Here is a 14,973-nt window from a genome sequence, read left to right on the forward strand (position 1 = left end):
GGGGGCAGGAATGCATCCCGCCTCGTGATCGTTGACGATGGGAGGAACATTTGACGGACAACCGAAGGATCGAGAGCTCGTGAGCAGCAAGGTCCCCCCGATCACCCTCAACAACGGCGTCGAGATGCCCCAGCTGGGGTTCGGCGTCTGGCAGGTGCCGGACGACGAGGCGGAGCAGGCGGTCACCACCGCCCTGGAGGCCGGGTACCGCAGCATCGACACAGCGGCGATCTACGGCAACGAAGAGGGCACCGGCAAGGCGATCACCTCCTCCGGCGTGCCCCGCGAGGACATCTTCCTCACCACCAAGCTCTGGAACAGCGACCAGGGCTACGACGCGACGCTCCGCGCGTTCGACACGTCCCTGGCGAAGCTGGGCCTGGACTACGTCGACCTGTACCTGATCCACTGGCCGCTGCCGGCCCGGGGGACGTACGTCGACACCTACAAGGCGTTCGAGAAGCTCCTCTCGGACGGCCGCGTCCGGGCCATCGGCGTCTCCAACTTCCTCCCCGAGCACCTGGAGCGGCTGATCGGCGAGACGTCGGTCATCCCGGCCGTCAACCAGATCGAGCTCCACCCGCACCTCCAGCAGCACGCGGCGCGGGAGTTCCACGCGGAGCAGGGCATCGCCACCGAGGCCTGGTCGCCGCTCGGCCAGGGCAAGGGCCTGCTGGAGGTCCCGGCGATCGTCGCCATCGCGCAGAAGCACGACCGCACCCCGGCCCAGGTCGTGCTGCGCTGGCACCTCCAGCTCGGCAACGTCGTGATCCCCAAGTCCGTGACCCCGTCCCGGATCAAGGAGAACATCGAGGTCTTCGACTTCAGCCTGGACACCGAGGACCTGGCGGCGATCAGCGCGCTGAACGAGGACCGGCGCATCGGCCCGGACCCGGCCGAGTTCAACGCGGCCTGACGGTTCACCGCTCCACCAGGGCCCGACGGGTCCCCTCCGGCCCGAGTCCACTCCGGCCCGAGGGGACCCTCGGCCTCCCGTCCGGGGGGTGCGTCCCGCGCACCCCCCGGACCGGCCGCGTCACCCCTGGACCGGCTTGACCGCCGTGTGCACGGTGTGGGCCGCCAGGACGAACACGTCCGGCCTGCGGTGCAGGCCCGCGGGGTCGGCCGGGTCGAGCAGCCGGTCCAGGACGGCGCGGTCGTCGGCGTCGAGCACCTCGCCGAAGCCGTCGCGCAGCCGGCCGAGGGAGGCGGCGATGTAGGCGCGGGCCCGGTCGGAGGCCGGGGCGGGCAGGTCGAGCAGGAAGGTGCGGGAGCGGGCCTGCTTCAGCCCCGCGGCGCCCAGCAGGGCCGCCCAGTCCTCGGTCTCCGCGACGGATCCGGGCAGGTCGGCCCGCATCCGGGCGAACCACTCCGCCTCCAGCGCGTCGAGCCGCGCCTCCAGGCCGGGGCGGCCGATGCCCAGGTCTCGGGGGAGGAAACGGGACGGCAGACCGCCCTCCATGATCGCCAGTGTGCCGCCGGGCGCGAGCCGCTCGGCGAACGCGGCGAGGGCGGCGCGCTGGTCGCCGAGGTGGTGCAGGCTGCGCCCGGCCCACAGCAGGTCGGCCGGGTAGTCCAGCTCGGCGAGGACGCCGGGGAGGTCACCGGCCAGGGTGTCGAACCGGTCCCCGTGGCCGAGCCGGGCGGCCCGCGCCCGGGCCCGCTCCAGGAGCGGCGCCGAACCGTCGACGGCCAGCACCCGCGCGCCGGGGAACGTCTCGGCGAACAGACAGGAGACGACACCGGGGCCGCTGCCCACGTCGACGATCAGTCCCGGCTCGGTCACCTCCTTGCCCAGCCAGGACAGGGCCCGCTCGTACAGGGGCGTGAAGAGTTCGGCCTGTGCTTCCAGGTGCCCGGCCATCTCGGCCCAGTCGATGTCGGTGTCCTGGCCGTGACCGTGGTGGTGTCCGGGCCCGCCGTGCGGCCGGTCCGGGTGGTCCGGGCCGTGGGCGTCGTCGCCCTGGTGGCCGTGGTGGCCGTGGTGGCCGTGCTGCTGGTGCGCCATGGTGGTCAGCCTCTCCTCCGGTGTGCCGACAGCGTGCGCCGACGCACCGGGCGGAGGCCACCTCTGTTGCCGAGACGGCAAAAAGTAGAGGCCGGGCGGCAAACCGGGGCGCGGCGGGAGGGGAAGCGGGCGGAGCCCCCACCGGACCGTCAGCGACGGTTCCGGCGAGAGCTCCGCCCCGGTGTCACCCGGCCGCTACAGCGGCGGGTAGGCGTTCTGCATCAGCTGCTGGAACTGCGCGGAGAACCAGTGGCCGGAGAGCGGGGCGCCCGCCAGGGAGCCCGACAGGTTGTTGCCGTTGCGGGCGTTGCCCGTGTACGTCGGGTCGCACATGCGGTCGAAGCCCTTGCCCTCGTCGTTCTCGATCGCCGTGCTGGAGCCGTCGGACTCGCCCGGCGGCTTCATCCAGACGTAGGCGTCGATCCCGGTCGCCGGTGCCGCCTGCGGCCGTTCACCGAGGCCGGCCCCGGACTGGTTGCACCAGTTGCCGATGTGGATGCGGCGGTCGTAGCGGCCGCCGTCGACGTAGGTGTCGACGGTGGTCGTGGCGCCCGGGCCGGCGGGCCGGGCGGTGCCGCCCCAGCCGTTGCGGGAGGTGTCGATCAGCATGCCGATGCCGGAGTCGAAGCCGGCCGTCACCAGTTGGTTGCGGAAGGCCTGCGCGTACGACAGCTCGTCGACGTAGCGGTTCCAGTCGACCCACTTCGACTGGCGCACCGACGTGCCGTTGACGGTGTCGTTGATGGTGAAGTTGTTCTCCTTCAGGGCGCTGTAGTTCGCCGTGTTGGTGATGAAGCCGTGGACGTCGGCGGGGGTGGCGCCCTCGGCGTTGGCGGCCTGGTAGAAGAGCTGGGCGGACGGCGCGAAGTTGTCGTCCCAGCCGAGCCAGCCGTGGTGACCGGCGTCGATGTAGTTGTAGACGTTGGGGATCGCGCCGAGCTGGCTCAGCGCGTAGCCGACGCCCTTCACGTAGTTGCCGTTGGCCAGCATGGTGTCGCAGGCCGCGGTCGCGGTCGCCCGGCTGCCGGTGTTGGTGACGAGGTTGGGCAGCGAGTCGATCTCGATGGTGGTGACGATCCGCAGCGAGGCGTACGCCGGGTCGGCGAGGATCTCCGCGATCGGGTCGATGAACTCGCTCTTGTAGCGGTCGATCTCCGTCGGTCCCAGCTCGCCGTTGGAGGCCAGGGCGGCGCAGTCACGGCCGGGCAGGTCGTAGATCACCAGCTGGACGACCTCCTCGTCGGAGCCCTGCTGCTCCAGGGCCGCGTCGAGGTGGTCCCGCAGGCCCATGCCGCCGTTCACGCCCTCGATGGCGGCGATCCGGTCGAGCCACACGCCCGTGGGCTGGTTGGAGATGCGGCTGCCGCCGGTCTCGGCGGCGGCCTTCGCGGACCACTCGGGGTTCACGTACACCTTGGCGCCGGTGTAGGGGTTGTCGACCCGGTCGGAGGGGTCGGTCGGGTCGGTCGGGTCCGTGGGATCGGTGGGGTCGGTGCCGCCGTCGTCGACGTTGCAGGTCACGCCGTCGAGGGTGAAGGTGGTCGGGACGGCGTTGGTGCCGCTGTAGGTGCCCTGGAAGCCGAAGCTGACCGACCCGCCGGTCGCCAGGGCGCCGTTGTAGCTCTCGTTGGCGGCGGTGACGGCCGTCCCGGACTGGGTGATCTTGGCGTTCCAGCCGTTGGTGATCTTCTGGTTGCCGGCGTACGACCAGTTCACCGACCAGCTGGACTTCGCGGTGGAGTTGTTGGTGACGGTGACGTTGGCGGTGAATCCGCTGCCCCAGTCGTTCTGCACCTGGTAGGCGACGGAGCAGGGGACGGCGGCGATGCCGACGTCTCCGGGGACGACCGCGAGTGCCGTCCCGGAGGCACCGGCGACCAGCGCCAGCGCGGCGAGTATCGCTGTTCTGCTGCGGCTCATGAGTGCGGGTTTCCCTCTCGTTGCGGATCTCGTGCGGTGCGGATATGCAGGTGTGCGGATGCGTGCAGGAGTGCGGACGTACGGATCTGCGGGTGTGCGTGCGGTGCGGAGGTGCGGATGGCGTGCGGTGCGGACGGCGTGCCGTACGGGTGTGTCATCCGTTCAGGGCGCGCAGATGGTCGCGCAGCCCGATGCCGTACGCCGTGGGCGTCCCGTCGTAGTCGGAGATCAGGGACGGACCCGAGGAGCAGTCCCAGGTGTTCCAGGTCCAGCCCAGGTACGACAGGTCGCGGTCGTCGAACCACTGCATGACCTGGTCGACGAAACCGTGTGAGCAGGTGTTCTCCCCGATCTCCCCCGCCACCAGCGGAACCTGGGCGGCGACCGGGGCGAGCGTGGAGTTCCAGCAGCTCTCACTGGCACAGGAGTTGAAGTTGTACACGTGCCAGGCGGCGGCGAGGTTGCCCGCCGGATCGGTGGGCCGGTGGGCCGGCCACTGGCTGAGGTCGTTGGAGTAGGCGAGTCCTCCGGCGAGGATCAGGTTCGTGGCGCCGGTGGACCGTACGGCGTCGACGAGGTCCTGCATGCCGGCGACCTCGTACCCGATGCCGGAGCAGGTGCCGCCGTCCCGCCAGCACTGCCACGCCTCGGCGGTCGTGGCGGTCGCGCGGTCCGGGTAGGGCTCGTTGAACAGGTCGAACACCACCGCCGGATCGTCCTCGAAGGTGTCGGCCACCGAGGTCCAGAACGCCGGTGTGTACTGCATGTTCGGCATCGGCTTCTGGCAGGAGGCGTGCACGTCGGAGCAGCCGGCCGAGTTGCCCGTGTACTGGCCCCAGGACCAGTGCAGTTCGAGCACCGGTGTCATGCCGTGCGCCTCGACGCGGGCCACCAGGTCCTCGACGGCGGCGATGTAGCGCGCCCCGCCGTACTCGGTCTGGATGGTGGACAGGCCCAGCCAGCACTCCTCGTTCAGGGGAATGCGGACGGTGTTGGCGTTCCAGTCGGCGATCGCCTGGACGGCGGCGTCGTCGACGGGGCCGTCGAAGATGCCGCGGCCCTGCACGCACATGAACTCGCCGCCGGAACGGTTGACGCCGAGCAGACGACGGGGGGTGCCGTCGGCGTCCACGAGCTGGTTCCCGGAGACGCGCAGCACGGGCGGCTCGTCACCGGTGTCCGGCGGATCGGTCGGGGTGGGGGGAGCAGTCGGGGTCGGGGTGGACGTGGTCGTGGAGGTGGAGGTGGGTGTGGGGTCGGTGTCGACGTTGCAGGTGGTGCCGTTGAGGCGGAACGCGGTCGGTACGGCGTTGGTCCCCGACCTGGTGGCCAGGAAACCGGCGCTGACGCTCGCGCCGGTGCCGAGCGTGCCGTTGTAGCTCTCGTTCACCGCGGTGACGGTCGTGCCGGACTGGGACCACTTGGCGTTCCAGCCCTGCGTGAGCGTCTGGCCGTTGGCGAAGTCGAAGCCGAGGCTCCAACCGCTCACGGCGGCCGCGTTGTTCGTGATGGTCACGGCCCCCTGGAAGCCGGCGTCCCACTGGCCGGTGACGGAGTACTCCACCGTGCACGCGGGCGTGGCTCCCTGTGCCGTCACGACCGGCAGGGTGGCGCCCAGGCTCAGGGCGACCGTGCCGGTGACGGCTAAAAGTACTGAACGCGGGGGGTGTCGCATGAGCGACTCCTTGCAGCTCGGGCACGTCGTGACGGACGCGCCGACTGATGGAATCGCTCCCACTGGTGTCAATGAAGCTAGCGCCAAGGGTCGGCAAAGAACAAGGGACCCGCTGACTTTCCCTCAACTTCCTTCCGTCGAATCTTTTCGACTCTTCAAGCACCTTGACCGCACTCCACCCCCTCTCCACTATGGGAGCGCTCCCACTGGTTCAAGGCTTGTTGCTCCTCCCCCTTCTCCGAGCCGCAAGGAGGAACCAGCACCATGGATCCCTCACGCAGACGCCGCGCGGCGCGGCGCCTGTGGACCGCCGTCGTGGCGGCCCTCACGCTTCCCGTGGCCATGCTGACCACCGGCACGACCCCCGCCCAGGCGGCGGCGCTCCAGTGCAGCGTGGACTACAAGACCAACGACTGGGGTTCCGGCTTCACCGCCGAACTGACCCTCACCAACCGGGGCACGGACCCGATCAGCGGCTGGACCCTGACGTACGCCTACACGGGCAACCAGAAGCTGACCAACGGCTGGAACGGCACCTGGTCGCAGTCCGGTCAGCAGATCACCGTGAACAACGCCTCGTACAACGGGACGGTCGCCGCCGGCGCGGCGGTCACCGCGGGCGCGCAGTTCACCTACAGCGGCACCAACGCCGCCCCCACGAGCTTCTCCGTCAACGGCACCGTGTGCACCGGCGCCCATCAGCCCCCCGTCACCGTGCTGACCAGCCCGGCGGCCGGCGCCGTCTACACCCAGGGCGACGCGGTGCCGCTCGCGGCCACCGCCGCGGCCGCCGACGGCGCGACCGTCACCAAGGTCGAGTTCTACGACGACACGGCCCTGCTCGGCACCGACACCAGCGCGCCGTTCTCGCTCTCCGCCTCTGGTTTGACCGTGGGCAGTCATTCCCTGCTGGCGAAGGCGTACGACAGTCTGGGCGCGTCCGCGTCCTCCGCGCCGGTCGGCATCACGGTCGCCTCGGGACCGGCCGTGGTCGCCTCGGCCACCCAGCTCGCCGTCCAGCAGGGCGCGACGGGGTCGTACGCGGTGAAGCTGTCGACGCAGCCGTCGGCGAACGTGACCGTGACGACCGCCCGGACGAGCGGCAACACGGGCCTGACCGTCACCGGCGGTGCGAGCCTCACCTTCACCCCGTCGAACTGGAGCACCGCCCAGACGGTCACCATCACCGGCAACGCCTCCGGCACCGGTTCGGCGACCTTCGAGTCGACGGCCACCGGACACGCGAAGGCCTCGGTCACCGTCACCCAGATCGCCGCGTCGCAGGAGTACGACGCCCGCTTCCTGGAGCTCTACGGCAAGATCACCGACCCGGCGAACGGCTACTTCTCCCCCGAGGGCATCCCCTACCACTCGGTGGAGACGCTGATCGTCGAGGCCCCGGACCACGGTCACGAGACCACGTCGGAGGCCTACAGCTACCTGCTGTGGCTCCAGGCCATGTACGGCAAGGTCACGGGCGACTGGACCCGGTTCAACGGCGCCTGGGAGATCATGGAGAAGTACATGATCCCCACCCACGCCGACCAGCCGACGAACTCCTTCTACAACGCGTCCAAGCCGGCGACCTACGCACCGGAACTGGACACGCCGCAGGAGTACCCGGCGCAGCTGGACGGGACGGTGGCGGTGGGCACGGACCCGATCGCCGCCGAGCTGGAGACCGCGTACGGCACGGACGACGTCTACGGCATGCACTGGCTCCAGGACGTCGACAACGTCTACGGCTACGGCAACTCGCCCGGCAAGTGCGAGGCCGGTCCCTCCGACACCGGTCCCTCCTACATCAACACCTTCCAGCGCGGCGCGCAGGAGTCGGTGTGGGAGACGGTGCCCCAGCCGACCTGCGACAACTTCACGTACGGCGGGACGAACGGGTACCTGGACCTGTTCACCGGTGACGCCTCCTACGCCAAGCAGTGGAAGTTCACCAACGCGCCGGACGCCGACGCCCGGGCCGTGCAGGCCGCGTACTGGGCGGACGTCTGGGCCGACCAGCAGGGCCAGGGCAGCCAGGTCTCGGCCACCGTCGCCAAGGCGGCCAAGATGGGCGACTACCTGCGCTACGCGATGTACGACAAGTACTTCAAGAAGGTCGGCAACTGCGTCGGCACCTCCGCCTGCCCCGCGGGCACCGGCAAGGACGCCTCGCACTACCTGCTGTCCTGGTACTACGCCTGGGGCGGTGCCACCGACACCAGCGCCGGATGGGCCTGGCGGATCGGCTCCAGCCACACCCACGGCGGCTACCAGAACCCGCTGGCCGCCTACGCGCTCAGCAGCTACGCCGACCTCAAGCCCAAGTCGGCGACGGGCCAGGCTGACTGGGCCCAGTCGCTGGACCGGCAGCTGGAGTTCTACCGCTGGCTCCAGTCGTCCGAGGGCGCCATCGCGGGCGGCGCGACCAACAGCTGGGCGGGCCGCTACGCGACCCCGCCGGCCGGCACGTCGACGTTCTACGGCATGTACTACGACCAGCAGCCCGTCTACCACGACCCGCCGTCCAACCAGTGGTTCGGCTTCCAGGCGTGGTCGATGGAGCGGGTCGCCGAGTACTACCAGCAGACGGGCGACGCGGACGCCAAGACGGTCCTCGACAAGTGGGTCGACTGGGCGCTGTCCGAGACCACCGTGAACCCGGACGGCACCTATCTGATCCCCTCCACGCTCCAGTGGTCGGGCCAGCCCGACACCTGGAACGCCGCCAGCCCGGGAGCCAACAGCGGGCTGCACGTCACCGTCGCCGACTACACCAACGACGTCGGTGTGGCCGCCGCGTACGCCAAGACCCTGACGTACTACGCCGACCGCTCCGGTGACACCGAGGCCGCGACGACGGCCAAGGCCCTCCTCGACGGCATGTGGGACAACCACCAGGACAGCCTGGGCATCGCCGTCCCGGAGACCCGCGCCGACTACAACCGCTTCGACGACGCCGTGTACGTCCCGAGCGGCTGGACCGGCACCATGCCGAACGGCGACGCGGTGAACTCCTCCTCGACCTTCGACTCGATCAGGTCCTTCTACGAGGACGACCCGAACTGGTCGACGATCGAGAGCTATCTCGCGGGCGGAGCCGCGCCCGTGTTCACGTACCACCGGTTCTGGGCCCAGGCGGACATCGCCCTGGCCATGGGCTCGTACGCGGAGCTCCTCGAATAAGCCCCCGCTAAGGCTTCGCGTACCGCGCCGGGCGGTCCCCACCGCACAGGGGGCCGCCCGGTCGTCGCTCCTCACCGCACCTGCTCGGCGCACCCGCTCCTCGCACCTCCTCCCGCACCTCCTCCCGCACCTCCTCCCCCCCATGGCTCCACATGGCTTCACGAGGAAGGACCCCACCGTGCGAAGAACCCGCATCCTGACCGCCGTCCTGGCGCTCGCCGCCGGCCTGCTCGCGGGCACCCCGCCCGCACTGGCCGCCGACACCGGCCCGGACGTCACCCTGGCGGCAGAGTCGTACACCTGGAAGAACGCCCGGATCGACGGCGGCGGCTTCGTCCCCGGGATCGTCTTCAACCGCACCGAGAAGGACCTCGCCTACGCGCGCACCGACATCGGCGGCGCCTACCGCTGGGCGGAGTCGACACAGACGTGGACGCCGCTGCTGGACTCGGTCGGCTGGGCGGACTGGGGGCACACGGGCGTGGTGAGCCTGGCCTCCGACTCCGTCGACCCCGACAACGTCTACGCCGCCGTGGGCACGTACACCAACAGCTGGGACCCGGGCAACGGGGCCGTGCTGCGCTCCGCCGACCGGGGCGCGAGCTGGCAGAAGACGGACCTGCCGTTCAAGCTGGGCGGCAACATGCCCGGCCGGGGCATGGGCGAGCGGCTCGCGGTGGACCCGAACCGCAACAGCGTGCTCTACCTGGGCGCGCCCAGCGGCAAGGGCCTGTGGCGGTCGACCGACTCGGGCGTCACCTGGTCGCAGGTGACGAACTTCCCCAACGTCGGCAACTACGTCCAGGACGCGAGCGACACCAGCGGCTACGCCTCCGACAACCAGGGCATCGTCTGGGTCACCTTCGACGAGGCCACCGGCAGCTCCGGCACCGCCACGCAGACGATCTACGTCGGGGTGGCCGACCTCCAGAACGCGGTGTACCGGTCGACGGACGGGGGCGCGACCTGGAGCAGACTGGCCGGTCAGCCCACCGGCTACCTGGCGCACAAGGGCGTGCTCGACGCGGAGAACGGCTACCTCTACCTCGCCTACAGCGACAAGGGCGGCCCCTACGACGGCGGCAAGGGCCGGCTGTTCCGGTACGCGACGGCGACCGGCACCTGGACGGACATCAGCCCGGTGGCGGAGGCCGACACCTACTACGGCTTCAGCGGGCTGACGGTCGACCGGCAGAACCCCGGGACCGTCATGGCCACCGCCTACAGCTCCTGGTGGCCGGACACCCAGATCTTCCGCTCCACGGACAGCGGCGGCACCTGGACGAAGGCCTGGGACTACACGTCGTACCCCAACCGCGCCAACCGCTACACGATGGACGTCTCCTCCTCGCCCTGGCTGACCTGGGGCGCGAACCCCTCGCCGCCCGAGCAGACACCGAAGCTGGGGTGGATGACGGAGTCGCTGGAGATCGACCCGTTCGACTCGAACCGGATGATGTACGGGACGGGGGCGACGGTCTACGGCACGGAGAACCTCACGAACTGGGACAGCGGCGCCCAGTTCACGATCAAGCCGATGGTGAAGGGGCTGGAGGAGACCGCGGTCAACGACCTCGCCTCCCCGCCGTCCGGGGCGCCGCTGCTGAGCGCCCTCGGTGACGTCGGCGGGTTCCGGCACACGGACCTGACGACGGTCCCGTCGATGATGTTCACCTCGCCGAACTTCACGTCGACCACGAGCCTGGACTATGCCGAGTCCAACCCGAACACGGTGGTGCGGGTCGGCAACCTCGACTCGGGCCCGCACGTGGCGTTCTCGACGGACAACGGCGCCAACTGGTTCGCGGGCACGGACCCCTCGGGCGTGAGCGGCGGCGGGACCGTGGCCGCGGCCGCGGACGGCAGCCGCTTCGTGTGGAGCCCGGCGGGCACGGGCGTCCAGTACACCACCGGTTTCGGCTCGTCGTGGTCGGCGTCGAGCGGCATCCCGGCCGGCGCGATCGTGGAGTCGGACCGCGTCGACCCGATGACCTTCTACGGCTTCACGTCCGGGAAGTTCTACGTCAGCACGGACGGCGGCGCGACCTTCACCGTGTCCTCGGCGACGGGCCTGCCCAGCGGTGGCAGCGTGCGGTTCAAGGCGCTGCCCGGGGTGGAGGGCGACGTGTGGCTGGCCGGCGGGGCGAGCGACGGGGCGTACGGGCTGTGGCACTCCACCGACGGCGGCGCGACGTTCACCAAGCTGTCGACCGTGCAGGAGGCCGACACGATCGGCTTCGGCAAGGCCGCGTCCGGGGCGTCCTACCAGACCCTCTACACCAGCGCGAAGATCGCCGGCGTGCGCGGCATCTTCCGCTCCACGGACCGGGGCGCCACCTGGACCAGGATCAACGACGACGCCCACCAGTGGGGCTGGACCGGCGCGACGATCACCGGCGACCCGAGGGTCTACGGCCGTGTCTACGTCTCGACCAACGGCCGCGGCGTCATCTACGGCGACACCTCCGACACCGGGGGCGGGGACGGCGGCGGGGACGGCGGCGGCGGTACGGATCCGACGCCGACGGGCGCCTGCGCCGTGACGTACAGCATCGTCAACCAGTGGTCGGGCGGTTTCCAGGCGGACGTGAAGCTCACCAACACGGGGACGAGCGCGTGGTCCGGCTGGAGCCTCGGCTGGACGTTCCCGAACGGGCAGACCGTCTCGCAGATCTGGAACGCCGCGCACACCCAGTCGGGTGCGGCGGTGACGGCGACGAACGTCGGCTGGAACGCGAACGTGGCGGCCGGCTCGTCGGTGGGCTTCGGCTTCACCGGGAGCTGGTCGGGGACGAACGCGGAACCGGCGGCGTTCAAGCTGGGTGAGCAGAGCTGCACGGTGAGCTGACCCGGGCCGGCAGCTGAAGCGGCCGGAGGGGGCGCGTGCCGGATGCGGCACGCGCCCCTGTGCGGTCAGGGGGTGTAGACCGTCGGCCGCGGTGCCGTGGCCATCCCGTTGCCGAGGAAGAAGCTCGGGTGCGGGGGCTGGTTGTAGGCGGTGTTCTGCCAGGCGAGGCCCGTGCGGTACATCGTGTCGTGCAGCAGGGTCGTGATCTTGGTGCTGGTCTCGATCGGGGTCGAGTAGATCCGCAGGGCCGTGTTGTTGGTCGTCGGCCAGACGACCTCCTCGCGCCAGTCGCCGAGGATGTCGCCGGACAGCGACGGCGTCGCCTTGGTGCTGTTGTTGGAGTGGACGCCGGAGCCGGTCAGCAGGCGGGTGTCGGAGGAGGTGCCGTACTTGTCGATGTTCGTGCCGTCGAGGAGTTCGCGCACGGTGTCGCCGTCCCACCAGGACAGGAAGTTCACGGAGGACGGCTCGCGGCCCTTGGTGGCGCCGGCCTCGTCGCGGATGTACGTGTCGGAGGCCGACCAGACCTCGGCGCCGTCGTTGCCGGCGTAGATGTCGCCGGCCACGCCCCGGCCGTTGTCGCAGCACGCCGACAGCTGCCAGCGGATCGCGCCGGTCGCCGGGTCGATGTACAGCTCGGCCGGCTGGGAGGTCGACTCCGAGACCTTGAAGTACTCCAGGCCCGACGTCGACGGGTCCAGGTCGCCCAGGTGCTGGGCGTCACCGTGGCCGGTCTTCGTGGTCCACAGGCCGTTGCCGTTGTCGTCGACGGCCATCGCGCCGTAGACGATCTCGTCCTTGCCGTCGTTGTCGACGTCCCCGACGGACAGGCTGTGCGAGCCCTGGCCGTCGTAGCCCTTGCCGGTGTTGGTGGAGGAGGTGGTGTCGAAGGTCCAGCGGCGGGTGAAGGCGCCGTTCCGCCAGTCCCAGGCCGCGATCACCGTGCGGGTGTAGTAGCCGCGCGCCATGATCAGCGACGGGCGGACGCCGTCCAGGTACGCCGTGCCCGCGAGGAAGCGGTCGACGCGGTTGCCGTAGGAGTCGCCCCACGACGAGACCGTGCCGCGGGCCGGGACGTAGTCGACCGTGCCCAGGGCCTTGCCGGTCTGGCCGTCGAACATGGTCAGGTACTCGGGGCCGGACAGGACGTAGCCGCTGGAGTTGCGGTAGTCGACGGACGAGCTGCCGATGACCGCGCCGGTGCCGTCGAGCGTGCCGTCGGCGGTCTTCATGGCCACCTCTGCCCTGCCGTCGCCGTCGTAGTCGTACGCCTGGAACTGCGTGTAGTGGGCGCCGGAGCGGATGTTGCGGCCCAGATCGATGCGCCACAGGCGGGTGCCGTCGAGCTTGATGCCGTCGATGACGGTACTGCCGGTGTAGCCGGACTGCGAGTTGTCCTTGGCGTTCGTCGGCTGCCACTTCAGGACGAAGTCCAGTGCCCCGTCGCCGTCGAGGTCGGCGACGGAGGCGTCGTTGGCCTCGTAGGTGTAGGCGACGCCGTCGGGGGTGGTGCCGCCGGAGGGGGCGCTGATGGGCACGTCCGTGTAGCCGGCGCGCAGTTGCACCGCGTGCACGGAGTCGGCCTGTTCCACGCCGCCCACGATCGCGCGGACCGTGTAGTCGGCCTGGGCGGGCGCGCCGGAGTGGAAGTAGTTGGTGGAGCCGGTGATCGGGGTGGAGTTGACCTTCGTGCCGGCCCGGTAGACGTTGAAGGAGATGTCGTTCGGGTCGGTGCCCAGCCAGCGCCAGCTGACCAGGTTGCCGCTGTCGGTGTGCACGCTCACGACGCCGCGGTCGAGGGCCTCGACCTGGCGGGCCGTGGCCGCCTCGGCGGTGTCCGTGGAGAGCGTGGTGAGACCGGCTGCGACCAGCGCGGTCACGGCGGCCGCGGCGGCGAGGACCGCGCCGCGGCGCCGTTTGCGGTGCGGGACCGGGCTCGGCGGCGGGTGCGGGTGCGGGTGCTGCACGGGGGGTACCTCCCGGGGGGGGCGGACAGGTTGTCGCCCGTCAGTTGCCGCCGGGGGGCTCGGGGTTGCCGGGGGGCGGCAGGTTGTCGTCCGGGAGGTGACGGTGCCGGGCCGCACGGTGGGCGGCGGTCGTGGGGGACCGCCGGGCTCCGGGGTCAGGCCTCGGCCGGCGGCGCGGCCGGTTTCCGGAACGCCCGGAGGGTGAACACGGGGTCCGGGCGGGGCCGGTCCTGGTCGGGCAGCCGGGCCAGCCGCTCGGCGAACCGGTCCGCCAGCGGCTCCCCGGGCGGCAGTGTGACGAACCAGCCGCGCCGCAGGTCGGCGACCGTACGGCGGGGCGAGCGGCCCTGCCCCCGGCCGGGGAAGCGGGCCCGCCCGGCCGGGACCAGGCCGCACGCGACGGCGTGGGCCTCGACGCGGGACGCCTCGTCGCGGGCGGCCCGGGGCGGCCGGGAGGCGAGGACGGCGTCGATGTCGCTGCCGACGTTGTGCGCGGCGGCCTTGTCGACCGTGGTCACCCAGACACCGCCGGGCCGCAGCACCCGGGCGCACTCGCCGACGATCCGGCGCACGTCCGCGTCGCCCTCCGGCAGATGCAGCAGCCAGACGCTGCTGACCGCGTCGAACGCGCCGGTACGGAAGGGCAGCCGACGGCTGTCGGAGCGGACGACGGCGCCGGGCAGGCGTACGGCGGCCTGGCGGACCATCTCGGACGCCAGGTCGACGCCGGTCACCCGCAGGCCGTCGCGTCCGGCCGCCAGCCTGCGGGTGACGATGCCCGTGCCGCAGGCGACGTCGAGCAGACTGCGGGCCGGGGCCGGGATCAGGCCGAGGACGGCCTCCGCGGCGGCGGCCGCCCGGGGCTCGCCGCCGCGGGAGGCGTCGTAGCGTCCGGCTTCCTCTTCGTAGTCCAGCACGCCCGCTCCCCCGTCTCCGCTCCGTCCGGTCCGTCGCGCGGGTCAGTGGGCCCCGTGGCCCGGGGCGAGGTCCTCCACCCGGCGGGCGAGCTCGAAGTCGAGCTCGGTGACGGCGCCGCCCGCACTGTGCGTGTGCACGGCGACGGACACCGTGCGGTAGCCGAGGGTGAGGTCGGAGTGGTGGTCGAGCTCGTCCTGGACCTGCGCCACGTGGACGACCAGGGCGGCGGCGGCGAAGTGGGAGGCGAGCCGGTAGGCGCGGGTGAGGCGGCCGGCGTCGTAGGACCAGCCGGGCAGCTCGGCCAGCCGGTCCTCGATCTCCTTCTGCGACAGCGGTTCCACGGCCATGCGCCGGCTCCCTTCATCGGTGTCGCGTACCTGTCCAGCCTGCCACAGGAGGGGCGTGGCGGCCCTGGTCAGAGCGTTCCCGGACGGCCGGCGGGCCACGCCTGCCCGTC

The 14,973-nt window shown here is 71.2% G+C and carries 9 protein-coding genes; 3 read left to right on the forward strand and 6 right to left on the reverse strand.

Features of this window, described 5'->3' with window-relative positions; translation table 11 throughout:
* Positions 1-79: 79 nt before the first annotated feature.
* Positions 80-916 carry an aldo/keto reductase gene (locus tag ACIP67_RS39535; protein ID WP_401698616.1) on the forward strand — a complete coding sequence of 279 codons (837 nt, stop codon included), beginning with the start codon at positions 80-82 and terminating at the stop codon, positions 914-916.
* Between the two features lie 120 nt (positions 917-1,036).
* On the opposite strand, the gene ACIP67_RS39540 is transcribed toward ACIP67_RS39535, so the two are convergent.
* The 3 genes from ACIP67_RS39540 to ACIP67_RS39550 form a co-directional block, all read right to left on the reverse strand.
* Positions 1,037-2,008 (reverse strand): class I SAM-dependent methyltransferase, encoded by a 972-nt coding sequence (locus ACIP67_RS39540; RefSeq protein WP_401698619.1) that lies wholly within the window; start codon positions 2,006-2,008, stop codon positions 1,037-1,039.
* Between the two features lie 195 nt (positions 2,009-2,203).
* A complete protein-coding gene (locus ACIP67_RS39545; RefSeq protein ID WP_401698621.1) occupies positions 2,204-3,928 on the reverse strand; it encodes a glycoside hydrolase family 6 protein in 1,725 nt (574 codons plus the stop codon).
* Positions 3,929-4,082: 154 nt separating this feature from the next.
* On the reverse strand, positions 4,083-5,603 hold the full coding sequence (locus ACIP67_RS39550) for a cellulase family glycosylhydrolase (RefSeq protein ID WP_401698623.1): 1,521 nt from the start codon (positions 5,601-5,603) through the stop codon (positions 4,083-4,085).
* A gap of 264 nt (positions 5,604-5,867) precedes the next feature.
* Here ACIP67_RS39550 and ACIP67_RS39555 point away from each other — a divergent pair, with 264 nt between their 5' ends.
* On the forward strand, positions 5,868-8,783 hold the full coding sequence (locus ACIP67_RS39555; RefSeq protein ID WP_401698626.1) for a glycoside hydrolase family 48 protein: 2,916 nt from the start codon (positions 5,868-5,870) through the stop codon (positions 8,781-8,783).
* A gap of 178 nt (positions 8,784-8,961) precedes the next feature.
* On the forward strand, positions 8,962-11,631 hold the full coding sequence (locus tag ACIP67_RS39560; protein WP_401698628.1) for a cellulose binding domain-containing protein: 2,670 nt from the start codon (positions 8,962-8,964) through the stop codon (positions 11,629-11,631).
* Between the two features lie 65 nt (positions 11,632-11,696).
* Here the strand turns inward: ACIP67_RS39560 and ACIP67_RS39565 are convergent, their stop codons facing one another.
* The 3 genes from ACIP67_RS39565 to ACIP67_RS39575 all read right to left on the reverse strand — a co-directional run bounded on the left by ACIP67_RS39565 (position 11,697) and on the right by ACIP67_RS39575 (position 14,863).
* Positions 11,697-13,598 (reverse strand): rhamnogalacturonan lyase, encoded by a 1,902-nt coding sequence (locus tag ACIP67_RS39565; protein ID WP_401698630.1) that lies wholly within the window; start codon positions 13,596-13,598, stop codon positions 11,697-11,699.
* 155 nt (positions 13,599-13,753) lie between these two features.
* Positions 13,754-14,515, reverse strand: a complete 762-nt coding sequence (locus tag ACIP67_RS39570) for a methyltransferase domain-containing protein (RefSeq protein ID WP_401698633.1) — start codon at positions 14,513-14,515, stop codon at positions 13,754-13,756.
* Between the two features lie 42 nt (positions 14,516-14,557).
* On the reverse strand, positions 14,558-14,863 hold the full coding sequence (locus ACIP67_RS39575) for a 4a-hydroxytetrahydrobiopterin dehydratase (protein ID WP_401698635.1): 306 nt from the start codon (positions 14,861-14,863) through the stop codon (positions 14,558-14,560).
* Positions 14,864-14,973: the final 110 nt, after the last annotated feature.

The organism is Streptomyces sp. NPDC088812, assembly GCF_044750285.1.
In the GTDB taxonomy this organism is placed as follows: Bacteria; Actinomycetota; Actinomycetes; order Streptomycetales; family Streptomycetaceae; genus Streptomyces.

Coding starts and splice junctions, on each gene's coding strand:
- ACIP67_RS39550 (WP_401698623.1), bottom strand. CDS start 5,603: ATGCGACACCCCCCGCGTTCAGTACTTTTAGCCGTCACCGGCACGGTC.
- ACIP67_RS39555 (WP_401698626.1), top strand. CDS start 5,868: ATGGATCCCTCACGCAGACGCCGCGCGGCGCGGCGCCTGTGGACCGCC.
- ACIP67_RS39540 (WP_401698619.1), bottom strand. CDS start 2,008: ATGGCGCACCAGCAGCACGGCCACCACGGCCACCACGGCCACCAGGGC.
- ACIP67_RS39545 (WP_401698621.1), bottom strand. CDS start 3,928: ATGAGCCGCAGCAGAACAGCGATACTCGCCGCGCTGGCGCTGGTCGCC.
- ACIP67_RS39575 (WP_401698635.1), bottom strand. CDS start 14,863: ATGGCCGTGGAACCGCTGTCGCAGAAGGAGATCGAGGACCGGCTGGCC.